Here is a 23,624-nt window from a genome sequence, read left to right as displayed (position 1 = left end):
GATGGAGAACAGTCAGCTCGCCAAGGACGGCGGTACGCCGGTGCGTACCGAGCCGCTGCCGTCGGTGATGAACGCCAGCGGCCGGCGCTTCGGCGACGACGAGGTGAAGGCGGTCGAGCGGGTGCTCCGCAGCGGCATGCTGTCGGCCACCTGGGGCACCGAGGTGCCCGCCCTCGAGCTGGAGTTCGCCTCTCTCCTTGGCGCCGGCTACGCGGTCACCTGCAGCTCGGGTACGGCGGCCCTGCACCTGGCCGTCGCCGCGGTGAATCCGGCGCCCGGCGACGAGATCATCACCACGCCGATCAGCGACATGGGCACTGTGTTCCCGATCATGATGCAGAACGCCGTACCGGTGTTCGCCGACGTCGACCCGATCACCGGGAACCTGACGCCGGAGTCGGTCGCGGCCGCGATCACGCCGCGGACCAAGGCCGTGATCGTGGTGCACCTGTTCGGCAAGCCGGCCCGGGTGCGTGAGTTGCGGGAGCTGTGCGACCAGCACGGGATCCTGCTGATCGAGGACTGCGCGCAGGCGTACCTCGCGCCGGTCGGCGACTCGTTCGTCGGCCGGATCGGGCACATCGGCTGCTTCAGCCTGCAGCAGACCAAGCACATCAGCGCCGGGGACGGCGGCCTGACGGTCACCGACGACGCGCAGAAGGCCCGGCGGATGCGGTTGTTCGCCGACAAGGGCTGGCCGCGTGACACCGACGAGCGGACGTACCTGTTCCTCGCGCTCAACTACCGCATGACCGAGCTCGTCGCCTCGGTGACCCGAGCCCAGCTCAACCGGCTCCGCGGCGTCGTCGAGGATCGCCGTACGGCGGCCCTCCGGGCGACGGCCGCCATCTCCGACCTGGCCGGCATCACGCCGCCACCCGACGGGCACGACCACGTGTACTGGCAGTACCCGCTGATCATCTCCGAGGCGGCCGGCGACATGCGCGAGTGGGCCACCGCGCTGTCCGCCGAGGGCATTCCCGCGAACGGCGGCTACCTGACCAGCCCGCTGTACGCCGCACCCGCGGTCCGCGAGCGGATCACGTACGGCGACTCGGGGTTCCCGCTGCGGGACGTCTCGTACCCGGTCGGCCTGTGCCCGAACGCCGAGGAGCTCATCAACAACCGCCTCCTCGTCCTGCCCTGGAACGAGAACTACACCGAATCCGACGTCGACGACATCGTGGCGGCCGTCCGCAAGGTGCACCACGCTCTGGCCCGGGAGACCCGATGAGTGAAACTCCCGTACTGCTCGACTGCGACCTCCTGGTCGGGCACGACGTGACGACGGGACGTTGGGGGCAGCCCGACAAGGTTCGGGAGGTGCTCGACGCGAGCGGCATCTCCGGCGGGGTCGTGTCCGCGCTGCGGGCCGTGCACTTCGACGTACCGTCCGGGAACGACGAGGCACGCAAGGTTGCTGAGGGCAACGGGTGGACGTTGTGCCCGGTGCTCGATCTGCGCGATCCGCTCGGCGCCGAGAAGGAGCTGGAGCGACAGCTGTCGGGTGACGCACCGCCGCGGGCGGTGCGGTTGGCACCGACCGCGCAGAGCGTCGAGCCCGGATACCCGGCCTTCGGTCATGTCGTGCAGCTGCTGGTCGACGCCGGGCTGACGATCTTCACCGAGGGCGACGTTCGCAAGGTCGGACCGGCGTTGCGCGGGCTCGGGGCGCGGGTGGTGTTCCTCGACACGCACTTCTACTACCTCGGCGACTTCGTGGTCATGGCCCGGTCGGAGCCCGGCTTCCACACCTCGACGCGGATGCTGACCGGGCCCGACTCGCTCGAGATCGTCGCCGCGGAGGTCGGCGCGGAGCGGCTCGTGCTCGGCTGCCGGACGCCGTTCCACGAGACCCGGTCCGTGGTCGGCCGGCTGCTGAGCTCCAAGCTCAGCCCGGACGAGATCGCGCAGGCCGGCAGCCGCAGCCTCGAGACCCTCCTGGAGCCCGCATGCTGATCGACGTACACGCCCATTGGGGTCCGTGGTTCTTCTCGATGGACACCGCGAGCATCGATGTCAACATCGACCTGATCGACCGCTTCGGCATCGACCTCCAACTCGTCTCGGCGATCGAGGGCATCGTGTACGACGCCCCGCTCGGCAACCGCTCGCTGGCCGCGCAGCTACCGGCCGATCCGCGGCTGCGCGGGATGATCGTCGTCGACCCGCGGCGCCTCGACGAGGCCCGGACCGACCTCGACGAGTTCCTCGCCGGCGACGGTCGGACGCGGTGGGTCGGCGCGAAGATCCACAGCGAGTACAGCCGGACGCCGATCAGCTCGCCCGCGATGCAGGCGGCGATCGAGCTCACCACGGAATACGACCTGCCCACGCTCGTGCACACCTGGGGCGACACCGTCGTCGATCTCGCCGAGGTCGCCGCACGGATCCCCGGCGCGCGGGTGCTCGCCGGTCACATGGGCGCGAACGGCTGGCCGCGGGTCCCCGAGGCCGCCGACCGGTCCGACCGGATCTGGTTCGAGCCGTGCTGGTCGGCGCCGGAGGCCAACCGGATCCGCTGGATCCTCGACCGGATCGGGTCCGACCGGCTGATGTTCGGCACCGACGCCACGCTGATCGACCCGTCGGTCGCCCTGGGCGCCCTCGAAGCCGCCGAACTGACAGCCACCGAGCACGAGGCCATCACCTGGCAGAACGCGAAGGCACTCTTCGGGCTCTGAGCGCTTTGCGGAAACAAGTGGTCGCGTGGTGGCGACTTGTTTCCGGAGAAGCTCAGTGGCCGGCGGTGAAGACGACGATGTCGTGTTCGGGGCCGCGGACCTCGGGCTCCTGCCAGCCGAGGTGGCGGTAGAAGGCGATCGCGTCGTGGTTCTGGTTCCAGGCGAGGAGCCAGGCGCGGGAGCGCTCGCGGGTGGCCGTTTCGAGCAGGCGCCGCGCGAGTCCGGTGCCGCGGGCGTGCGGCAGCACACCGAGCTCGTCCACCTCGAAGGCGCCGATCAGCAGCTCCTCGACCTGCTCGGCGCCGAGCCGGTCGAGGACGCTGCCGTACGACCGGTCGGTCCGGAACGGCGCCGGCGTCGTCCACCCGGTCACGAACCCGGCGATCCGCCCGTCGTCCGAGCGCTCGATCCACGCCTGGAACCCGTCCCGCTCCACATCGCCCTCGAGGCGTTTCCGGAACGCGACCCGGGTCGCCTCCGGATCCCGGCGCTCGAACGGCGGCGCCGTGAACACCTCGACGTACGCCGTCGTCAGTTCGTCCGCGATCTCCAGCAGGTCCCGCCCATACCTCTGCACCGCTCCAACCTAACGGTGGAGCGGTGCCGTCGTGCGGCTCAGCTGGTAGACGCCGCCGATTCGAGGTCCGCTGCCGCGGCCGTCGGACCCACCGCCGGGCTGGTGATCGCCGAGTCCGGTGTCGCCGCGATCGTCTCCAGCTCGGTGCGGAACTGCGGCAGCAGCCAGCGCAGCGGCTGGTCCAGGACGCGCGCGATGGTTGCCTCGTCGACCCGGAGCAGCGCGCCGATCCGGGCCAGCGCGTCCGGCTCGTCGGTGGCGGCGTACAGCAGGTGGACGACCTCGTGCCGGTGCGCGAACACGGCGAGCGCCGCGGCGGCCAGACCGGCGTCGATCTCTGGCGGACTGGTGATTTCCCCGTTGACTGTCACGACAACCTCAACCCGTCAGAGCCCCGATCGGTTACGTGTCAGTCTTTACACTTGTCCAGTTTTCAACTGGGTAGCCAGGAAACCTTGCCCAGCAGGTACGTCGCGCCGATCAGCGCGGCGGTGTCGATCAGGGTGTGGGCGACCACGAGCGGCATGATCCGGCCCCAGCGCCGGTACAACCAGGTGAAGATGACGCCCATGATCACGTTGCCGGCGAAGCCACCGAGGCCCTGGTAGAGGTGGTACGACCCGCGGACGAGCGAGCTGGTGACGGTCGCGCGGCGGACTGACCAGCCGAGTTGGTCCAGCCGGTGGTTCAGGTAGCCGAGGACGATGACCTCCTCGAGTACGGCGTTCTGCGCGGAGACCGCGATCAGGATGGGGATCCGCCACCAGTAGCCGGGCAGCTGGGACGGGTCGACGGTCAGGTTGGCGCCGGTGGCGTGTGCACCGATGTAGAACAACAGGCCGGCGCCGCCGATGATCGCCGCGATCGCCGTACCCCGGCCGAGGTCCCGCAGGCGGTCGCGCAGGTCGAAGCCGATGGTCCGCAGCGTCTCGCCGCCCCGCGCGAGGAAGTGCCCCACCAGCGCGACCGGCACCAACGCCGTCACGATCGCGAACACCTGCCAGCTCAGATCCAGCCAAGGCCGTCCCGGCGCCCGCGACCCCACGATGACCGCCGTCTGACCGCTGATCGGCTTGGCCGACGTCAACACCCCCAGGAACGAGATGACCGCCGCCACCCCCGAGGCGCCCAGCGACAACGCCAGCACCAGCCAGATCTCCCGGACCAGCACCCGCCGCCCGACCGCCGGAGTGGCAGCCGCCTCATCCGCGAATCGCACCATGCCCCCAACTATCCCGCGCTCCACCAGCCCTTCGAAATTTTCATGGCAAGCGCTTGCTCTTGATCGCGTCCGAAACGGTCTGCAGGGTGTTGCCCGCCCCCCTCCGCCCAAGGGAGAACCGATGACGAACCCGTCCTTCAGCCGTCGCGCCCTCCTGCTCGCGACCAGCGGAGCGCTCGCGAGCACTCACCTCTCCCCGGCCGGCGCCACCACCGGGCTCACCACTCACCCGGTCGCCGGCGCTGCCTTCGCCCACCCCGGCCTCCTTCACTCTGCCGCGGATCTCGCCCGCATGCGGGCCGCCGTCGCCGCCGGTCTGTCCCCGATCTACAACGGCTTCCGGGCGCTCGCCACGCACCCCCGATCGTCGTACGAGTATCGCGTCGGCAACTCCGGCCAGATCACCTCCTGGGGTCGCGGTCCGGCGAACTTCATGGCCGAGGCGGTCAGCGACTCGTGTGCGGCATACCAGAACGCACTGATGTGGTCCGTCACCGGCGACATCCGGCACGCCGACAAGGCCCGCGACATCCTCGACGCCTGGTCGAGCAGCCTGACCGCGATCACCGGCGCCGACGGGCAACTCGGCTCCGGGCTGCAGGGGTTCAAGTTCGTCAACGCCGCCGAACTGCTCTGCCACACCGGGTACGACGGGTGGCCGCAGGCCGACCGCGATCGCTGCCGCGAGTCGTTCCGCAAGGTCTGGTACCGGTCGTTCGCCGGCTACGCGTTGTTCGCCAACGGCAACTGGGACCTGGCCGCGCTGCAGTCGATCATCGCGATCGCCGTGTTCTGCGACGACCGGGTGATGTTCGAGGACGCGATCCGGTACGCCGTCAACGGCGCGGGCAACGGCCGGATCGAGCACATCGTCGTCGCGGCCAGCGGTCAGGGCCAGGAGAGTGGACGCAGCCAGGGGTACGCGCAGCTCGCCATCGGGCTGCTCGCCGGCACAGCGGCCGTCGCCTGGAACCAGGGCGTCGACCTGTTCGGCCACGCCGACGATGCCATCCTGCGCGGGTTCGAGTACGTCGCCCGCTACAACCTCGGCAACGACGTACCGTTCGAGACGGACCTCGACCGCACCGGCAAGTACCTCAAGACAGTCGTTGCCACCGGCAACCGCGGCCAGTTCCAGCCGATCTACGAGCTCGCCTACGGCCACTACGCCGGCCGCCGCGGCCTGCCGGCGCCGTACCTGGAGCAGGTCGTCCTTCGGCAACGACCCGAGAGCACCAATGACGACCATCCCGGCTTCGGCACGCTGACCCACGCGCAACCGCCGGCCACACCCGGGGAACCGACCGCACCGCCAGGCATCCCGTCCGGCCTGAACGCCCGTCGCTCGGCGCAGGGCGTCGTACTGTCCTGGGCACGATCCGTCGACGCCCACAGCTACACCGTTCACCGCTGGACCGACGGCCGTCGCATCACGATCGCGACCGGCGTCACGGGCACGACCTACACGGACCGTCCGGCGAGAAGCTGCTCCTACACGGTCGAAGCCTCCAACTCCGCCGGAACCAGCCTCGAATCATTGCCCGTCGCGACCGCACGCTTGCCTTGGGCAACCGAGGACTTCGGTACTACCGGCAGCACAGACTTCGATGGCCGGCGCATCGTCGTCGAGGCCGGTGGGACCGACATCGGCGGCACCGCGGACAGCTTCCGATTCACCTACCGGACGCTGACCGGCGACGGCACCGTCACCGCGCGGGTCGTGAACCCGGTCAGCTCGCAGTACGCCACGCTCGGCCTGATGATGCGCGCCAGCCTGACGCCTGACTCCGCCCACGCCGCCATGCTCCTCAAAGGACTCCCCCTGCATACCTGGAGTGGCGTCTGGACCGTCCGCCGAACGTCCGGCGCAGCCACCACAGGCACCGGCAGCACACCCGTCCCGCCCACCCAGCAACAGGCCATCACCAGCGACGCCGGCTTCCCCATCTCGAACCTCGGCACGCTGCCCGAATCCGCCACGCCCCTCGAGGCGCCGTACGTCGAAGCAGCCAGCGACGGCTACCGCCTGCGCCGCCCGTACTGGGTCCGCATGATCCGCCAAGGCACCACTTGCACCGGCCTCATCTCCCCCGACGGCAGCACCTGGACCGAGGTCGGCTCGTCGCGGCTCGACCTCGGACGAACCCTGTACGTCGGTCTCGCGGTCTGCTCGACACTCGGGCAGGACACGACCACGGCCACCTTCGACAAGGTGAGCACTCCCGACTGGTCCGCGACCGAGGCGCCCGCCCTCACCGGAACCCTGACCGCCACACCTGACACCAGCGCGATCGAACTCGCGGTGACCGACCTCGACCACGCCGCCGACTTCACGATTCACCGCAGTACAAAGCCCACCGGCCCGTTCCTGGTGATCGCGAGAAACGTCACCGGTTTCGGCGTGGAGTGCCGCTACCGCGACGCGACGGGCACACCCGGAGCGACGTACTACTACCGCGTCACCAAGACCGGCCGCAGCTTCCTGACCGCCACCGCCACGATGCCCACTCCGCCCGCACCCGCCATCACCAGCGCGACAATCGCGTACGCCAATGCCGGCCGCACCTTCAGCTACCGGATCGCAGCCGCCAACGACCCGACGACTTACCACGCGACACGCCTCCCCCACGGCCTCACCATCGACCCGACCACCGGAATCATCTCCGGAACGCCTATTCAGCAAGGGCAATTCACCATCAGTCTCCAAGCGAGCAACGCGACCGGGACAGCCACCGCACAACTCACCCTGACCGTCGCCGCGCCTCCACCTGAGCCCTGGGCTTACCGCGACGTCGGCGACTACGTGCTCGACGAACGCCTACTCGCCACCTTCAGCGCGGTGCCGATCCGCGTCCCCGGCATCACCAGCTACCACGACGGCGCCTTCACCGTCCGCGGCGCGGGCGACGACCTCAACGTCATCAACCAAGGCATGAACGGCCACTACGCCGCCGTACCACTCACCGGCGACCTCACCATCACCGCGCGCATGGTATCCACCGAGGCCGGTGGCCGGGTCGGTCTGGTCATCGCCAAGTCCCACTCGCCGTTCGACCAGCTGGCCGGCCTGATCCTGACCGGCGGCAAGGCACAGTTCGTACGCCGTCTGCGCGTCGCGACCGGACTGGTCACCGTGGAAACCACCAGCTCCGCGACCTGGTTGCGCCTGCATCGCAGCGGCGAGACGTTCCACGCCGAGACATCTGCCGACGGCATGACCTGGTCCCCGCTCGGCGAGCCGGCCGCGATCCCCGGCTTCGGCGACGCCCAGTACTATGCCGGACTCGCCGTCGTGTCCGGCAAACCCTTCGTTCTCAACACCACCGTCTTCGACCACGTGTCGATCAGCCAAGGAGCCGACCGATGACCGGAGAATTGACCCGCCGCCACCTCCTCCAGGCCGCGGGCGCCACCCTCGCCGCGGGCTACCTGACCACTGAAGCTGCCACGGCCGAGGCCGTCACTCCCGCCAAGGCGCCGCGCCTCGTCACCTACCCGATCCCCGACGGCATCACCCAGGCCTCGACGTTCGACGTAAAGGTCCGGACCGGAGCCGGTCCCTGGCAGTCATTGTCGACGTACGACGTCGACCTCAAACAGATCGACGCCACCACGGGCCGCGGCGAGATCCACAAGTCGTCGCTCGGCTACTTCGACTTCGCGGGCCGGGTCGAGGTCAAGGTCACCTACCGCAAGGGCGCTGTCACCAAGGCCCGCATCCGCCCGCTGTCCACCGGCATCGAACCGGAGGTCGCGGACAACGAACTCACCTTCGTCCTGACCGAGCCCCGCAAGCTCGTCGTCGAGGTCAACGACGAGCTCTTCGACTGCCTCCACCTGCTCGTCCGCCCGATCGAACACACCCGCCCGTCCGCCGGCGACCCGGACGTCATCTACTACGGGCCGGGGGTCCACACCACCCCGACCGGTGAGCTCGTCGTGCCCAGCGGGAAGACGGTCTACCTGGCCGGAGGCGCCGTACTCAAGGCCTCGGTCACCTTCAGGAACGTTAGCGACGCCGCTCTGACCGGCCGCGGCGTCATCACCGGAACCAACGGCGGCGGCTGCACGATCGTCGACTCCAAGAACATCCGCGTGGACGGCATCTCCATGCTCAACCTGGCCACCGGCTACGCGATCACCGCCGGCCAGTCCGAACAGGTGTCGATCACCGACTTCGGGTACTTCAGCGCCGGTCAATGGGGTGACGGCATCGACCTGTTCTCCAGTCGTGAGGTGCTGATCGACGACTCGTTCCTGCGCTGCTCGGACGACTGCATCGCCGTCTACACCCATCGCTGGGACTACTACGGCGACACCCGCAACGTCACCGTCCGGAACTCGAGTCTGTGGGCGGACGTCGCGCACCCGATCAACGTTGGCACGCACGGCAACACCGACAGTCCCGAGCTGATCGAGAACCTGACCATCAGCAACGTCGACATCCTCGACCACCGGGAGCCGCAGAAGCTGTACCAGGGCTGCATCGCGCTCAACCCCGGCGACAGCAACCTGATCCGCACCGTCCGGATCGACGACGTCCGGGTGGAAGACTTCCGCTGGGGACAGTTCATCCATCTCCGGGTCGCCTACAACCAGACCTACAACACCTCGCCCGGACGCGGCATCGAGGGCGTCTACGTCAACAACCTCACCTACACCGGCACGCACGCCGAGACCGCCATGATGCTCGGGTACGACCAGACCCACGGCATCACCGACGTCACGTTCCAGAACCTCGTCGTCAACGGCACCGTGATGGCCTCGACCATGCGCAAACCCGGATGGTTCACGGTCGCCGACATGGCCGACATGCACGTCAACGAGCACGTGACGAACCTGCGCTGGCTCGACGCCGCCACCGCACCCACGACGGCACCGCCCGTCGTCACCACCCCGGACACGCTCGAGCTCGCAAAAGCTCCGACCGTGACCACCATCACCGCAACCGGCTTCCCCACTCACTTCGCCGCGACCGGACTGCCTCGCGGTCTGACCGCCGACCCCGCCACCGGAGTCATCACCGGCACACCCGCGAAGCCCGGAACGTACGCCGTCACGCTCAGCGTCACCAACGCCGTCGGAACCACCACCAAGACCCTCACCCTGACCGTGTCCTGAACTGTCCTGAACTGTCCTGAACTGTCCTGACACCCGCCCCAGAAGGAGAAGGATGAAAGACAGGGAGATCGATCGACGCACAGCACTCAAGGCCGTCGGAGGCGCCGCCGCTGCCGTACTGGCGGCCGGCGCCGGCGTCACGGCATTCGGCCGGCCGGCGGGTGCCGCACCGGCCACCTTCACCCACCCCGGCGGCCTGCACAACTGGGGCGACCTGAACCGCGCCAAGGTGCGAGTTGCCGCCGGCAACGACCCGTGGCTGTCCGGTTGGAACCGGCTGACCGCGAACGGACATTCCCAGTCGACCTGGCAACCGAACCCGCAGGCGACCGTCGTCCGCGGCGGTACCGGCGAGAACTACGGCATCCTCTACAACGACATCCACGCCGCCTACCAGAACGCCCTGCGCTGGTGGGTCCAGGGCAGCACCGCGAACGGCGACTGCGCCCGCGACATCCTCAACGCCTGGTCGGCGAAGCTGACCACGGTGACCGGTAACGCGGACCGGTTCCTGGCGGCCGGCATCTACGGCTACCAGTTCGCGAACGTGGCCGAGTTGATGCGCGGCTACTCCGGCTTCGACCTGGCGCGCTTCCAGACGATGATGCTGAACGTCTTCTACCCGCTCAACAACCAGTTCCTGGTCAACCACAACGACGCCTGCATCACCAACTACTGGGTCAACTGGGATCTGTGCAACCTGAACTCGATCCTTGCCATCGGCATCCTCTGCGACGACGCGGCGAAGTACGACCAGGCCGTCGGCTACTTCAAGACCGGCGCCGGCAACGGCTCGATCCAGCACGCGATTCCGTTCGTGTACGACGACCAGGGCCTGGCGCAGTGGCAGGAGTCGGGCCGGGACCAGGGCCACACGCTGATGGGCATCGGCCAGATGGGCGCCTTCTGCGAGATGGCCTGGAACCAGGGCGAGGACCTGTACGGCTACGACGACAACCGGTTCATGAAAGCCGCGCAGTACGTCGCGAAGTACAACCTCGGCCAGGACGTCCCGTTCACGAAGTACACCTGGGGCACCGGCCAGAACTGCGCCTACCAGGAGCACACCGTCATCTCCAGCGCGAGTCGCGGCCAGCTCCGCCCGGTCTGGGACATCCTCCACTTCCACTACACCCGCCGGAAGAACCTCTCCGTCCCGTACATCTCCCAGCTGGCAGCGCTGGTCCGTCCCGAAGGCGGGGGCGGCGACTACGGCTCGACCAGCGGCGGCTTCGACCAGACGGGCTTCGGCACCCTGGCGTACGCCAAGTAGCAAGCCGGTCAGGGGCGCAGAAGTCCCACCACATGATCCATCAGCTCGGCCGCCTCGGTCCCCAGGCGGAACTGGGACTGGATCTGCAGACCGTCGGACAGGGCGATCAGCACAGTTGCGATCTTCTCCGGATCCGCCGCCGCGTCGATCGTCCCGTCCGACTGCCGCGCCCGGACCGCCTCGGCCAGCGCGTCACGCAGCCGGTCGTAGCGTTCGACGAAGAACTCGTGCGCACTGTGTTCGGAATCCCCGGCCTCGGCCGAGAACGTCGAGTAGAGCTGCACCAGTCCCGGTACGTCGCTGTTGTGGCGGACGACCGAGATCAAGCGATCGATCAGATCGTCCCGGCCCGCGGACCGCTCCTGGTCCGCCTCGTCGCGGGCCCGGAGTACCGCCTCGAACAGCTTCTCCTTGGAGCCGAAGTAGTGCAGTAGGCCGGCCTCGCTGAGGCCGACCGCGGCGGCCAGTTCGCGGGTCGACGTCTTGCGGTAGCCGTGTCGCGCGATCACCTCGAGCGCTGCCCGCAGGATCTCCTCCCGCTTGGCGACACCCTTCGCGTACGGACCTCTGGAAGTGGCCATACCCAAAACCTAGCATCACTCGGTTTTCGGACGTACAGTCTTCGGCATGAACTTCGACGACCTGCTCGGCCGCCTCTCCCTCGAGGAGAAGGTCCGGATCCTGACCGGCCAGGACTTCTGGTCCACCCACGCGCTGCCCGTGATCGGCCTGCGCTCGATGGTGCTGTCCGACGGCCCGAGCGGCGTCCGCGGCCCGGTCTGGGACGAGCGCGACCCGTCGCTCAACCTCCCGTCCGCCACCGCCCTCTCCTCGTCCTGGGACGTCGCCATCGCCCATCGGTACGGCGTGGTGTCGGCGCTCGAGGCCCGCCGGAAGAACGTCGACGTCGTGCTCGGCCCGACGATCAACCTGCACCGCTCCCCGCTCGGCGGCCGGCACTTCGAGGCGTTCAGCGAGGACCCGGTGCTGACGGCGGAGCTCGCCGCGGCGTACGTCGCCGGTGTCCAGGAGCTCGGCGTCGGCGCCACCCCGAAGCACTACGTGGCGAACGACTTCGAGACCGAGCGCTTCACCGCCAACGTCGTGGTCGACGAGCGGACGCTCCGCGAGGTGTACCTGCTCGCTTTCGAGAAGGCCGTGACCGAGTCCAAGGCGTGGCTGGTGATGAGCGCGTACAACTCGATCAACGGCGCGACCGCCTCGGAGAACGACCTGCTCGAGACCCCGCTCAACTCCGACTGGGGATTCGACGGCGTCGTGGTCAGCGACTGGACCGGCGTACGCAGCGTCGAGAGCGCCAAGCACTCGCAGGATCTGGCCATGCCCGGTCCGATCGGCGCCTGGGGCGACGCGCTCGTCGAGGCCGTCCGGTCCGGCGAGGTGAAGGAGGACGCGATCGACCGCAAGGTCCTCCGCATCCTCGCCCTCGCCGCCCGCGTCGGCGCCCTCGAAGGCTTCGAGAAGCCCGCCGACCTACCGCAGGTCGACGGCGTCGCCTTCGCCCGGACGGCGTCCGCCGAAGGCACCGTCCTGCTCACGAACAAGGACGAGCTGCCGTGGGCCGCGCTGCAGCGCGTCGCCGTCATCGGCCACAACGCCCGCGACGCGCGCACCCAGGGCGGCGGCAGCGCGACCGTCATCCCGTCGGCCGTGGTCTCCCCACTCGACGGCCTCCGCGCGGCCCTCCCGAATGCCGAGGTCACGTACTCGATCGGCGCAGTCGTCCAGGAGGGCGTCGCCGAGCTCGCACCGGCCACGATGACCAACCCGCAGACCGGCGAGTCCGGGGCGCGCATACGTTTCCTGGCCGCCGACGGATCCGAGCTGTACGCCGAGGACCGGTTCTCCAGCGCGCTGGTCTACCTCGGCGGCGACGCACCGATCGCCGAGTCCGCGGTGTTCGAGTTCCGCACCACCTGGACCCCGGCCGAGTCCGGCGCGGTCCAGCTCGGTTTCGCCTCGGTCGGCCACGGCCGGATCTTTGCCGACGGCAAGCTCCTCCGCGAGGACACCGCAGTACCGGTCGGCACCGACCTCGGCGCCGCGCTGCTCTCACCGCCCTCGATCTCCACGCCGCTGGAGGTCACCGCCGGGACGCCGATCGAGGTCCGCGTCGAGCTCGACCTGCCCAAGCTCGAAAGCGGCCTGAGCAACGCTTTCGGAATCGTCGTCGGTGTCGAGCCGACCAACGACGACCCGCAGGCGCTGATCGACGAGGCCGTCGCCGCGGCCCGGGCCGCCGACGTGGCGCTAGTTGTCGTGGGCACCAACTCGAAGGTCGAGTCCGAGGGCTACGACCGCTCCTCGCTTGCGCTTCCAGGCCGCCAGGACGACCTCGTCCGCGCGGTGACCGCTGCCAATCCCCGCACGGTTGTCGTGGTCAACGCGGGCTCCCCCGTCCTGCTCCCCTGGCGGGACGACGTCGCGGCCGTGCTGGCGACGTACTTCGGCGGTCAGCAGTACGGCGAAGCGCTCGCCGACGTGCTTCTCGGCCGGACCGAGCCCGGCGGCCGCCTCCCGACCACTTGGCCGCGCGAAGAGGCCGACGTACCGGTCATCGACGTCACCCCGAAGGACGGCGTCGTGCGGTACGACGAGGGCATCCACATCGGGTACCGCGCCTGGCTCAAGGCGGGCACCGAGCCGGCGTACGAGTTCGGCCACGGTCTCGGGTACACCGCCTGGGAGCTGTCCGACCTCCGCGCCAACGACCCGACCTCGGTCGCGCTGACGGTTCGCAACACGGGCGATCGAGCCGGCAAGCACGTCGTCCAGGTGTACGTCGAACGCCCCGGCAGCACGGTGGACCGCCCAGTGCGCTGGCTGGCCGGCTTCGCCGTCGTACGCCTCGACGCCGGTCAGGCCCGCGAGATCACCGTCAACTTGCACGGGCACACCTTCGAGCACTGGGCTGCTGCCGAAAATGGCGCAGGCTGGACGACCGAGCCGGGTGCCTTCACGATCCGAGCCGGCTCGTCGGTTTCGGACCTGCCGCTCTCCACGGAGCTGCAGATCCGTTAGCTGCCCGGCTGTGCGAGCTCATCGGGGCTCGGGGCCGTTCGACGCCGGTCGCCGTACGACACGGCGACCGGTGTCGGACTGCCAGTACAGAACCGACCGGCCGGACCGGCGGCGTTCCAGCAGCCCGCTGTCGGTCAGGACCCGGAGATGGTCAGAGATCGTCGCGAGCGACAGTCCTGTCGTCGCGACCAGCAGCGTCGTACTCACCGGTGAGGCAGCCTCGACCAGGATGCGAGCCCGGTTGCGGCCGAGCAGCTGCACCAACGGCTCGGTCGGCGTCGCGGTCGTCGCGAAGATGCCGGTCACGGGGTAGGCCAGCGCGAACCGATCCGGCAACCGCCAGCTCACGTTCACCCGCTGGGTGTGCGCCGCGATGAACATCAGGTCCCGTCCGCGGACGTCCGTCGGCGGATAGTCCCACCGATTGACCTGGATCCGTCCGTCGCCCAGCCAGCGCACGTCCGGCCCCAATCCGCGGAGCACTCCCGACCACCCTCGTTCGCTGAGCCGCGACGTCCGCGACACGATATCGGCCTGCAGCACCCGCAATCGACGCGGCCACTCCGGCTCGATCGTCACGCGCCAGATCCACCGCAGCAAGTCAGCGGCCTCCGCGGCCAGCCCGGACGACGAGAGCAGGATCGACGGCAACGGCGTGCGTACGACGCTGAGGTCCGCGCGGATCTGGTCGTCGTCCAACGAGGTCAGGTACTCGAGCTCCGCGTCCAGGGCGAGGTCCGGCTCGAGCGGCGGCACGGTGAAGAAGTCGGCCGCCCAGCTCGTCCCGAACGCGCTGTCGACGATCGCCGCCCAGACCGGGTGCGTCGCGAGCTCGGCCTGGTAGGCGGCGTTGTGCGCGTCCTTCCACGGCCGGTACCACGGCTCGACCGGCGCTCGCAGCAGCTTCAGCGCCGAGACGGTCTCGGTGAGTTGCGACGTACCGAACCGGGCGTTCACCAGCGTGTCGGCATCGACCAGGAACTCGGACAATGTTTCGCCTCCACCCGAAACTGTAGGCGGCGAACGGGCCGCGGTCGATGGTGTCGTCATGAGCACGTATCGAGCGATCTTCGCCAACCGCGAGTTCCGCAACCTGTGGATCGGCAGCGCGCTGGGCAACGCGTCCGCGACGATGACCAGCCTGACGCTGGCGATCGTGGTCGACGCCACCACCGGGTCCGCGCTGCTCGCGGCGACGATCATGTTCGGCCCGTCGCTCGCCCAGGTCCTCGGTATCTCCACGCTGATGTCGGCCGCGGACACCGCCCGGCCCCGGCAGATCCTCACCCTGCTCGCGACCGGTTCGGCCGTTGCGGTCGGCATCCAGGCCGCGCTCGACCTCTCCCCCGGACTGCGCCTCACCCTGTCGCTCACGCTGGCGTACGGTCTGTCGATCGGCGCCGGCGTCCGCTACGGGCTGCTCGGCGAGGTTGTGCACGACGACCAGTTCATCCTCGGCCGGTCCGCGATGAACCTGTCGGTCGGCGCGATGCAGATCGCCGGGTTCGGCATCGCCGGCATCCTGCTGCAGGTCGTCAGCCCGTCGACGGTCCTGTGGATCGCGACCGGCTTCGCCACCCTCGCCGTACCGGTCATCCGCTTCGGGCTGCAGGACCGCCCGCCCCGCCGGGTCGCGCGGACCGGTCTCGCCGAGACCTGGCGTGGCAACCGCACGTTTCTCGCGGAGACCCGCACCCGTCCACTCCTGCTCGCCCTGACCTTGCCCAACGGCCTGATCGTCGGCTGCGAGGCTCTCTTCGTCCCGTACGCCGGACCGCGCGCCGGCTGGTTGCTGGCCGCGGGAGCCGCCGGCATGATGTCGGGCGATCTCGTCGTCGGCCGCTTCCTCACCCGCGCCGGCCGTCGGTCCGCGGGACGGTGGCTCCGGTTCGTGCTCGCCGCACCGTTCCTGGGCTTCGCGTTCGACCTGCCGATCGCCGCGCTGTGTGTGCTCGTCGCCGTGGGTAGCTTCGGCTACTCGGCTTCGCTGGCCCAGCAGGAGGTTCTGGTCGACCTGACTCCGGCGGAGCTGCGCGGACAGGTGCTCGGGCTTGAGTCGGCGCTGCGCGGGACGACGTTCGGCGTGGTCGCGATCCTGGCCGGCGCGCTGGCCGACCTGACCGCGGCCGCCCCGGCGATGACGGCCTTCGCCGTCGCGTCCCTGGTGGTCTCGGCGATCCTCACCCGTCCGCTGTCCCGGGTGATGCGGCCCGCCGTCTGGATAGGCTCGGCGCATGGAAGTGGTCCGGCTGCGGAAAGTCTCGAAACGGTACGGGCGACGGGAGATCCTGGCGGCCGTCGACCTGCAGGTGAACGCGGGTGAGCTGCTGGCACTCGTCGGCGCCAACGGCTCCGGCAAGTCCACGGTGCTCAAACTGATGGTCGGCCTGTCCCGGCCGTCGGCAGGATCGGTACGCCGCAACGCCGGCGTCGTCAGCTACGTCCCGGATGTCTTCGCATCCCACGATCGGCTCTCCGCGTCGGCGTACCTCAGGCACATGGGGCGGATCCGCGGACTCGGCACGAGTACGGCGCGAGCGCGCGCCGACGAGCTGCTGGACCGCCTCGCGCTCGCCGGCGGCGCGGACACACCGATGCGGAAGCTGTCGAAAGGCAACGGGCAGAAGGTCGCACTCGCCCAGGCGCTCCTCGCCCCGCCCGAACTGATGGTCCTCGACGAACCGTGGGCCGGTCTCGACGCAACCGCTCACACCACGCTGCGCGAGCTTCTCACCGAGACCGCCGCTCAGGGCGCCGCGGTTGCGTTCACCGAGCACTCCGCCCAGGTGGTCCGGTCGACGGCGACCCGGGTCTGCGAGATCGAGCACGGCCGTCTGGCGGCGCTGACCCGGCAGACGGACCTGACCGAGATCTCGATGGTTCCAGGGGCACAGATCGATTGGTCGAGGTACCCCGACGTGGTCGAGGTGCGGCCGCACGAGGCAGGCGTCACGTTGATGGTGCCGACCGGCCGTCACGACGCGACCCTGCTGACGGCTCTCCAGCACGGCTGGTCGGTCACGACGGTTCGCCAGGTGAGGTCAGAGTGACTGCTCTCTACCGCTACTTGCTGACCAGCGTCCTGCTCTCCCAGCGCTATCTCCCGCCGACGCTGATCTTCCTCGCGGCGATGGCCGTCGGTACGACGTCGGACAACGGGCCGCTGCAGTCGTCGTACGCGTTCTGCGTGCTCGCGATGCTGGTGTGTACGACGTGGTTGACCGTGAGCATCGTCAATCACGAAGACCCGACGCAGCGGCAGATCACCGTCGTGATGGTCGGGAGCTCCCTGCGTGTCGTCGCGATGACGGTCGCCGTCGTGGTGACGTGGTGCGTGCCGCTGGTCGTGATCGGCTTGGTCTATCCGATCGTCACCGGGAAGCACGACATCACCGCGGGAGATCTCGCGGTCGGTGCCGCGGCACAGTTGGGTGCCGCGCTGGTCGGGGCGGCGATCGGGCTGTTGTGTTCGCGGCTGGTGATCCGGCGGATCGGGATCGCGATGCTCACCGCGGCTGCCGCGATCCTGGCGGTCCTGCTGCTCCGCTGGGTCTCGCCGATCCGCCCGATCATGACCGTGCTGTCGGACGACAAAACGGCGGGTGCCAACGCCGTACCGCTCACTCTGCTGGCAGCCCTGTCCGTGGTGGTCCTGGTGGCGGCGGTGTTCGCGACCAAGGCCCTCGCAGACCGCAAGGAATGATCAGGACACCGCGACCGACGACAATTCGTGGGGCGCGGCCGAACCGCGGACGATGAGGCTCGTCGCCAATTCGACGTGGTGCGACGCCACCTGCTCTCCTGCCGCCAACTGCAACGCGGTCCGGAGCGCGACCGCGCCCATCTCGCGCAGCGGCTGCCGCACTGTGGTGAGCGGCGGCGACGCGAGCCGGGCCACCTCGGTGTCGTCGTAGCCGACCACGCTGAGGTCTTCGGGCACCCGCAGGCCGCGCGCCCGGGCCGCCTCGAGGATTCCGAGCGCGACCTCGTCGCTGCCGGCGAAGATCGCGGTCGGCGGGTCCCGCAGGTCCAGCATCGCCGAACCACCGGCCACGCCGTCGTCGTACAGGAAGTCACTCAGCCAGATGTACTCCGGCGGCACCGTCGCGCCGACCGCGTCCATGGCACTGCGGAAGCCGCTCATCCGCGCCCGGTTGCACCCGGACGTCGGCTGGCCGCCGACGTAGGCGATCCGCCGGTGCCCTAGCGACAGCAGGTGCTGCGCCGCGGCCGTCCCGCCAGCGAAGTTGGTCGAGCCGACGCTGGTCACCTCGGGCTCCGGAGTGTTCGCCGGGTCGATGACCACCAACGGCACCCGGGCCCGGGCCAGCGCGGCCAGATCGGCATCCGTCAACTCACTGGTGAGGCCGATCGCGGCCCGGCGGCCACTGGCGATCAACTCCCGGATCCAGCGCGCCGCGCGGCCCGTGCCCGCGTGCCTGGCCCCGTTGGTGGTCCCGGTCGTGGTCCCGATCGGCGGATGTTTCGGGCGGGAGTTCAGGACGACGTCGACCCCGGCTGCCTGGCCGGCCTCGACGACGCCCTGGATCACCTCGACCGAGTAGGCGTTGACCACGCCCTGGTAGAACAGCTCGATCGTGTCCCGGCGCGCCGGCTCCGGACGGCGGCCGACGTACCCGTGCTTCTCGAGGACCTCCTGGACGCGGGCGCGGGTGACCGGCGAGACGTCGCTGCGCCCGTTCAGCACCTTGGAGACCGTGGCGACCGAGACACCGGCCGTCCCGGCCACTGTCGCCAGGGTGACGCGACCCTTCAACCGAGTCATGTCGTCATCCTCCGCCAGGATCCTGGATCGTCACCGGCGTCGTCAGGACCCGGTCATGCCCTACCACCCTCACATCCCCGGTGATCCGCACCATGGCACGACACGGCAGGTCCAGGGACGACGTGCCGATCATCACTTCGAACTCTCCGGGCTCGACGATCCGCCGCAGATCCGGACCCGTGTACGCCGTGCGATCGGCGTGCACCTGGAACGTCACATCCGCCGCCTGGCCCGGCTCGAGCGACACCCGCGCGAACCCGGTCAGCAGCTTCAACGGCCGCGCGACCCGGGCGACGACGTCGCGCAGGTACAACTGCACGACCTCGTCGCCGGCCCGATCGCCGGTGTTGCGCACCCGGACGGTCGCCGTGAACTCGCTGTCGGCGGCGAACTCCTCCGCGCTCAGGCGCAGATCGCCGACCGTGAAGCTCGTGTACGACGCTCCATAGCCGAACGGGTACAACGGGCGGACCTCGAGCCCGCTGATCCCCGCGCTCTCCACGCTGCCGAGCGCCGGCTGCAGATACGTACCGGGCTGCCCACCGACGTGCCGCGGGATCTGCACCGGCAGCTTCCCGCTCGGCATGATCCGCCCGCTGAGCACGCCGGCGATCGCGGCCGCGCCTTCCTGCCCCGGGATGAACGCCTGCACGAGCCCGGCAGCCCGATCAGCGAAGAGCCCCAACGCGTAAGGCCGACCCGAGATCACCACCACGACGACAGGCTTGCCCGTGTCGAGCAACGCGTCGAGCAGCTCGCCCTGTACGCCGGGCAGTCGCAGATCCTCGGCGTCACACCCTTCACCGGACGTCCCGTGCCCGAACAGCCCCGACAGGTCACCGACGAAGGCAACGCACACGTCCGAGTCCTGGGCGACCGCAACAGCTTCCTCGAAACCGGAGCGATCGTCGCCGGTGACCTCACAGCCCTTCACACAGGAGAGTTCGGCGCCGGCCAACTCGTTGCGCAGGGCATCAAGCGGTGTCGGGATCTCGATCCCCATCCCCCGCTCGGGATAGCGCGGCAGAACGTGATTCGGGAAGGCGTAACAGCCCATCAGGGTTCGTGGGTCGTCGGCGCACGGCCCGACCACGGCGACCTTCGCCAGATCGGTCAGCGGCAACGCCGTGCCCGCGTCGAGCAACACGACCGATTTCTCCGCCAGCTCGGCAGCGAGCGTCCGGTTCTGCTCGGAGTCGAGGTCGACCGGTCCGGCGGCGACCGATCCTTCCGGAGTCCAGTCCTCGTCCAGCAGCCCCAGCTCGACCTTCTGCAGCAGCATCCGCCGCGCCGCGCGGTCGACCAGCTCCTCGGACACCTCGCCCGACTTCACCTTGTCCACCAGCCCGGCGAACCCGATCGTGTCCGGCAGCTCGACATCCGTCCCGGCCGTCAACGCCAGCGCTCCGGCGGCCGCGGTGTCCGCGGCGACCCGGTGCATCGACGCGAGGAACGGCACCGCCCAGTAGTCCGAGACCAGCGTCCCCTCGAAGCCCCACTCCCCCCGCAGTACGTCGGTGAACAGCCACGGATCCGCGCTCGCGGGCAACCCGTCGAGGTCGGCGTACGAGCTCATCACCGACCCGGCGCCGGCCGTCGCGATCGCGGTCTCGAACGTCGGCAGGATGACGTCGAGCAGCTCGCGCCGGCCCATCGACACCGGTCCGTGGTTGCGGCCGGCGCGCGAGGCGGAGTACCCGGCGAAGTGTTTCAGGGTCGCGAGCACACCCGCGCTCTGCAGACCACGCACGTACGCCGAGCCCAGGATCGCCACCAGGTAGGGGTCCTCCCCGATCGTCTCCTCGACTCGCCCCCAGCGATAGTCACGCACGACGTCGAGCACCGGCGACAACCCTTGGTGCACCCCGACCGCGGCCATGTCCCGCCCGATCGCGGCCGCCATCCGCTCGACCAGCGACGGGTCGAACGTCGCGCCCCAGGCGATCGACGCCGGGTAGACGGTCGCGCCGTACGTCGTGAAGCCGGTGAGGCACTCCTCGTGGACGAGCGCGGGGATGCCGAGTCGTGAGCTCTTGAGCACGACCTCGTGCTGCCGGATCACCTCGGCGATGCCCTGCTCCACCGTCTGCGGATAGCTGCCCCAGACGCGGGTGAGATGGCCGAGGCCGTCGCGGCTCGCGTCCTCCAGCGACCGCGATCCGCCGGCCGAGAAGACGTCTTCCATCGGTGCGACGTTGAGCGTCTCGTCCTGCGGGAGCTCCGCGTCGGCCATGTCGTTGCCGGCCCAGCGACTGCCCAGCTGCGCGACCTTCTCCGCCAGCGTCATCGCCCGCAGCAGCAGGCCGACCCGCTCCGCGGCCGGGAGGGCCGGGTCGCGCCAGGGCTGGTCAGTCGAGATGGACAAGAAAATCTCCCTTGATGATCATTCTTTTCGGTGAGCAATTATCGAAAAGTTTTCGAAGCTCTCCGGTCGACCCTGGCGATCCGCCCCGGATCTGTGAATCGCCTGTACCAGCAGGCGATTGCGTGACCTCACTGTGACCCCAAAGTCGACTTAGTTCAAGTCTTGACAGCACTATCTTCGAAATCTATGTTTCGAAAACAAGTCACATCGGCAGGTGCCTTCCGCAACCTGTGGGGGCAGCACGGAGTACGGAGATCACAGTGGATCCCATGACGACATCCCGGCGTACCTTCTTAGGTCTCGTCGGTGGCGGCGCTATGGCGGCCGGCCTTGCCGCCTGCGGCAGCTCCGGCCCGAAGAGCACGCCCGGTTCCACCACCGGAGCGGCGGCCGGCAGCGGCACGACGTACTGGTTCCTCACCGGTCAGCCGCAGCAGGCGATCCGGGAGGCGCAGGTCAAGCGGTTCAACGACGCGAACCCGAACAGCAAGATCAAGACCACCGAGTTCCAGAACGACGCGTTCAAGGCGAAGATCAAGACCGCGATCGGCGCCGGCCAGGGCCCGACGCTGATCTGGGGCTGGGGCGGTGGCGGCCTGAAGTCGTACGTCGAAGCCGGCCAGGTCGAGGACCTGACCGACTGGTTCAACCAGCAGTCCGACCTGAAGAACTCGATCTTCCCGTCCGCCTTCACGGCGGCGACGGTCAACGGCAAGCTCTACGCGGTGCCTGGTGAGACCGTGACGCCGATCGTGCTGTTCTACGACAAGCGCTCCTTCGAGAAGATCGGCGCCGAGCCGCCGCAGTCGTGGGGCGACATCATGGACCTGGTGCCGAAGTTCAACGACAAGGGCATCGCGCCGTTCTCACTCGGCGGCCAGTCCCGCTGGACCAACATGATGTGGCTGGAGTTCCTGTTCGACCGGATCGGCGGCAGCGAGGTCTTCCAGAACATCTACGACGGCAAGAAGGACGGCTGGTCCGACCCGTCCGCGCTCAAGGCGCTCGACGAGATGCAGAAGCTGATCAAGGCCAACGGCTTCGTCAAGGGCTTCTCCTCGATCACCGCCGACTCCAACGCCGACCAGGCCCTGCTCTACACCGGCAAGGCAGCGATGATGCTGCACGGCGCCTGGACCTACGGCAACATGAAGTCGTCCGGCAAGGACTTCGTCACCGGTGGGCACCTCGGGTACATGAACTTCCCGCCGGTCGACGGCGGCAAGGGCGACCCGAGCGACACCGTCGGCAACCCGGGTCAGTACATGTCGATCTCGTCCAAGGCGAGCCAGGGCGACAAGGACAACGCCAAGAAGTTCATCGCGAACAACACCCTCGACGACGCCACGATCGACGCCTGGGTGAAGTCCGGCAACATCCCGGTCGTGAAGAGCGCGAAGGACAAGCTCGCGTCGATCACCGACAAGAACGACTCCGAGTGGCTGAACTTCGTCTACGACACGGCGGCGAACGCGAAGAACTTCGCCCAGTCCTGGGACCAGGCCCTCAGCCCCACCCAGGCCGAGACCCTCCTCGACAACATCGCCAAGCTCTTCCAGCTGTCGATCTCCCCGCAGCAGTTCGCCGACAGCATGAACGCGGTGATCGGCCAGTGACTGTAACCGCTCCGCCCGTCGCCCCGGCGACCGGCCGCAATGTCTCGTCCGGCGCCGGGGGATCCCGGGTCGGGCGGAGCGGTCCGGTCACCTGGATGGTGCTGCCCGCGCTGTTGCTGTTCGTCGTGTTCGGGGTCGTCCCACTGATCGGCGTGATCGTGCTGAGCTTCACCCAGTGGGACGGCCTCGGCCCGATCCACGCGAACGGTCTCGCGAACTGGCGCTCGGTGCTGTCCGATCCGCAGACGTGGCACAGCGTCTTGGTGACCTTCGAGATCATGATCCTGTCCTGGGCGGTGCAGACTCCGATGAGCCTGCTGCTCGGCACGTTCCTGGCCGGCCGCCAGCGGTACCGCGCGTTCCTGGCCGTCCTGTACTTCATCCCGTTGCTGCTCAGCTCGGCCGCGATCGCGATCACCTACAAGGCCCTGCTCGATCCGAACTTCGGCCTGGGCGCGGGACTGCACATCGGTTTCCTCACCCAGGACTGGCTCGGCAAGAGCAACCTCGCCATCGGCGTGGTGATCTTCATCGTGTCCTGGCAGTTCATCCCGTTCCACTCGCTGATCTACCAAGGCGGCGTACGGCAGATCCCGACCACGATGTACGAGGCCGCCTCGATCGACGGCGCCGGGCGGGTCCGGCAGTTCTTCAGCATCACCGTCCCGCAGCTCAAGTACACGATCATCACGTCGTCGACGCTGATGGTGGTCGGTTCGCTGACCTTCTTCGACCTGATCTTCGTGCTGACCGCGGGCGGTCCCGGCGACGCCACCCGGGTCCTCGCCCTGGACATGTACAAGCGCGGCTTCATGTCGAACCAGATGGGTCCCGCCAGTGTGATCGCCTCCATCATCGTGCTGCTCGGCCTGGCGCTCGCACTGCTGCTCCGGCGGCTCGGCGGCAGTACGACGGCCAGCCAGCAGGAAGGTGCGTGA

The 23,624-nt window shown here is 69.0% G+C and carries 19 protein-coding genes; 12 read left to right on the top strand and 7 right to left on the bottom strand.

Features of this window, described 5'->3' with window-relative positions:
* Position 1 precedes the first annotated feature (1 nt).
* From ACIA58_RS21395 to ACIA58_RS21385, 3 genes are read left to right on the top strand one after another with little or no spacing between them, the layout of a single operon-like run.
* Positions 2–1,234 carry a DegT/DnrJ/EryC1/StrS family aminotransferase gene (locus ACIA58_RS21395; RefSeq protein ID WP_396405478.1) on the top strand — a complete coding sequence of 411 codons (1,233 nt, stop codon included), beginning with the start codon at positions 2–4 and terminating at the stop codon, positions 1,232–1,234.
* Positions 1,231–1,959 carry a hypothetical protein gene (locus ACIA58_RS21390; RefSeq protein ID WP_396405477.1) on the top strand — a complete coding sequence of 243 codons (729 nt, stop codon included), beginning with the start codon at positions 1,231–1,233 and terminating at the stop codon, positions 1,957–1,959. The genes ACIA58_RS21395 and ACIA58_RS21390 overlap by 4 nt, the downstream gene beginning before the upstream one ends.
* Positions 1,953–2,684: an amidohydrolase family protein gene (locus ACIA58_RS21385; protein ID WP_396405476.1), complete on the top strand. Its 732-nt coding sequence runs from the start codon at positions 1,953–1,955 to the stop codon at positions 2,682–2,684. The genes ACIA58_RS21390 and ACIA58_RS21385 overlap by 7 nt, the downstream gene beginning before the upstream one ends.
* A 52-nt stretch (positions 2,685–2,736) precedes the next feature.
* Here ACIA58_RS21385 and ACIA58_RS21380 read toward each other — a convergent pair whose 3' ends face one another.
* The 3 genes from ACIA58_RS21380 to ACIA58_RS21370 form a co-directional block, all read right to left on the bottom strand.
* Positions 2,737–3,261: a GNAT family N-acetyltransferase gene (locus ACIA58_RS21380; RefSeq protein WP_396405475.1), complete on the bottom strand. Its 525-nt coding sequence runs from the start codon at positions 3,259–3,261 to the stop codon at positions 2,737–2,739.
* Positions 3,262–3,299: 38 nt separating this feature from the next.
* Positions 3,300–3,632 (bottom strand): hypothetical protein, encoded by a 333-nt coding sequence (locus ACIA58_RS21375; RefSeq protein WP_396405474.1) that lies wholly within the window; start codon positions 3,630–3,632, stop codon positions 3,300–3,302.
* A 62-nt stretch (positions 3,633–3,694) separates the two neighbouring features.
* Entirely contained in the window at positions 3,695–4,483 is a 789-nt protein-coding gene (locus ACIA58_RS21370; protein ID WP_396405473.1) for a CPBP family intramembrane glutamic endopeptidase, read from the bottom strand.
* Positions 4,484–4,604: 121 nt separating this feature from the next.
* Here ACIA58_RS21370 and ACIA58_RS21365 point away from each other — a divergent pair, with 121 nt between their 5' ends.
* From ACIA58_RS21365 to ACIA58_RS21355, 3 genes are read left to right on the top strand one after another with little or no spacing between them, the layout of a single operon-like run.
* Positions 4,605–7,850: an alginate lyase family protein gene (locus ACIA58_RS21365; RefSeq protein ID WP_396405472.1), complete on the top strand. Its 3,246-nt coding sequence runs from the start codon at positions 4,605–4,607 to the stop codon at positions 7,848–7,850.
* The gene (locus ACIA58_RS21360) at positions 7,847–9,604 is read left to right on the top strand and encodes a putative Ig domain-containing protein (protein ID WP_396405471.1); all 1,758 of its coding nucleotides are present in this window, start codon (positions 7,847–7,849) and stop codon (positions 9,602–9,604) included. The genes ACIA58_RS21365 and ACIA58_RS21360 overlap by 4 nt, the downstream gene beginning before the upstream one ends.
* 52 nt (positions 9,605–9,656) lie before the next feature.
* Positions 9,657–10,877, top strand: a complete 1,221-nt coding sequence (locus tag ACIA58_RS21355) for an alginate lyase family protein (protein ID WP_396405470.1) — start codon at positions 9,657–9,659, stop codon at positions 10,875–10,877.
* 8 nt (positions 10,878–10,885) lie between these two features.
* Here the strand turns inward: ACIA58_RS21355 and ACIA58_RS21350 are convergent, their stop codons facing one another.
* A complete protein-coding gene (locus ACIA58_RS21350; protein WP_396405469.1) occupies positions 10,886–11,458 on the bottom strand; it encodes a TetR/AcrR family transcriptional regulator in 573 nt (190 codons plus the stop codon).
* Positions 11,459–11,504: 46 nt separating this feature from the next.
* On the opposite strand from ACIA58_RS21350, the gene ACIA58_RS21345 reads away from it, so the two are divergent.
* A complete protein-coding gene (locus ACIA58_RS21345; protein ID WP_396405468.1) occupies positions 11,505–13,919 on the top strand; it encodes a glycoside hydrolase family 3 protein in 2,415 nt (804 codons plus the stop codon).
* 18 nt (positions 13,920–13,937) lie between these two features.
* Here the strand turns inward: ACIA58_RS21345 and ACIA58_RS21340 are convergent, their stop codons facing one another.
* Positions 13,938–14,909 carry an ArsR/SmtB family transcription factor gene (locus ACIA58_RS21340; RefSeq protein ID WP_396405467.1) on the bottom strand — a complete coding sequence of 324 codons (972 nt, stop codon included), beginning with the start codon at positions 14,907–14,909 and terminating at the stop codon, positions 13,938–13,940.
* 58 nt (positions 14,910–14,967) lie between these two features.
* Between ACIA58_RS21340 and ACIA58_RS21335 the strand changes: the two genes are divergently transcribed.
* Genes ACIA58_RS21335 through ACIA58_RS21325 form a run of 3 tightly spaced genes read left to right on the top strand, consistent with a single transcriptional unit; the run spans position 14,968 to position 17,622 of the window.
* On the top strand, positions 14,968–16,242 hold the full coding sequence (locus ACIA58_RS21335) for a hypothetical protein (RefSeq protein WP_396405466.1): 1,275 nt from the start codon (positions 14,968–14,970) through the stop codon (positions 16,240–16,242).
* The gene (locus tag ACIA58_RS21330) at positions 16,154–16,969 is read left to right on the top strand and encodes an ABC transporter ATP-binding protein (protein ID WP_396405465.1); all 816 of its coding nucleotides are present in this window, start codon (positions 16,154–16,156) and stop codon (positions 16,967–16,969) included. The genes ACIA58_RS21335 and ACIA58_RS21330 overlap by 89 nt, the downstream gene beginning before the upstream one ends.
* Entirely contained in the window at positions 16,966–17,622 is a 657-nt protein-coding gene (locus ACIA58_RS21325; RefSeq protein ID WP_396405464.1) for a hypothetical protein, read from the top strand. The genes ACIA58_RS21330 and ACIA58_RS21325 overlap by 4 nt, the downstream gene beginning before the upstream one ends.
* Here ACIA58_RS21325 and ACIA58_RS21320 read toward each other — a convergent pair whose 3' ends face one another.
* Positions 17,623–18,705 (bottom strand): LacI family DNA-binding transcriptional regulator, encoded by a 1,083-nt coding sequence (locus ACIA58_RS21320; RefSeq protein WP_396405463.1) that lies wholly within the window; start codon positions 18,703–18,705, stop codon positions 17,623–17,625.
* Positions 18,706–18,709: 4 nt separating this feature from the next.
* On the bottom strand, positions 18,710–21,070 hold the full coding sequence (locus tag ACIA58_RS21315; protein WP_396405462.1) for a glycoside hydrolase family 3 N-terminal domain-containing protein: 2,361 nt from the start codon (positions 21,068–21,070) through the stop codon (positions 18,710–18,712).
* Positions 21,071–21,339: 269 nt separating this feature from the next.
* On the opposite strand from ACIA58_RS21315, the gene ACIA58_RS21310 reads away from it, so the two are divergent.
* A complete protein-coding gene (locus ACIA58_RS21310) occupies positions 21,340–22,686 on the top strand; it encodes an extracellular solute-binding protein (protein ID WP_396405461.1) in 1,347 nt (448 codons plus the stop codon).
* Positions 22,683–23,624 (top strand): carbohydrate ABC transporter permease, encoded by a 942-nt coding sequence (locus ACIA58_RS21305; RefSeq protein ID WP_396405460.1) that lies wholly within the window; start codon positions 22,683–22,685, stop codon positions 23,622–23,624. The genes ACIA58_RS21310 and ACIA58_RS21305 overlap by 4 nt, the downstream gene beginning before the upstream one ends.

Source organism: Kribbella sp. NPDC051586 (assembly GCF_044453965.1).
GTDB lineage: Bacteria > Actinomycetota > Actinomycetes > Propionibacteriales > Kribbellaceae > Kribbella.
The sequence above is the reverse complement of the archived record's forward strand: the minus strand, read 5'-3'. Positions and strand labels throughout refer to the sequence as shown.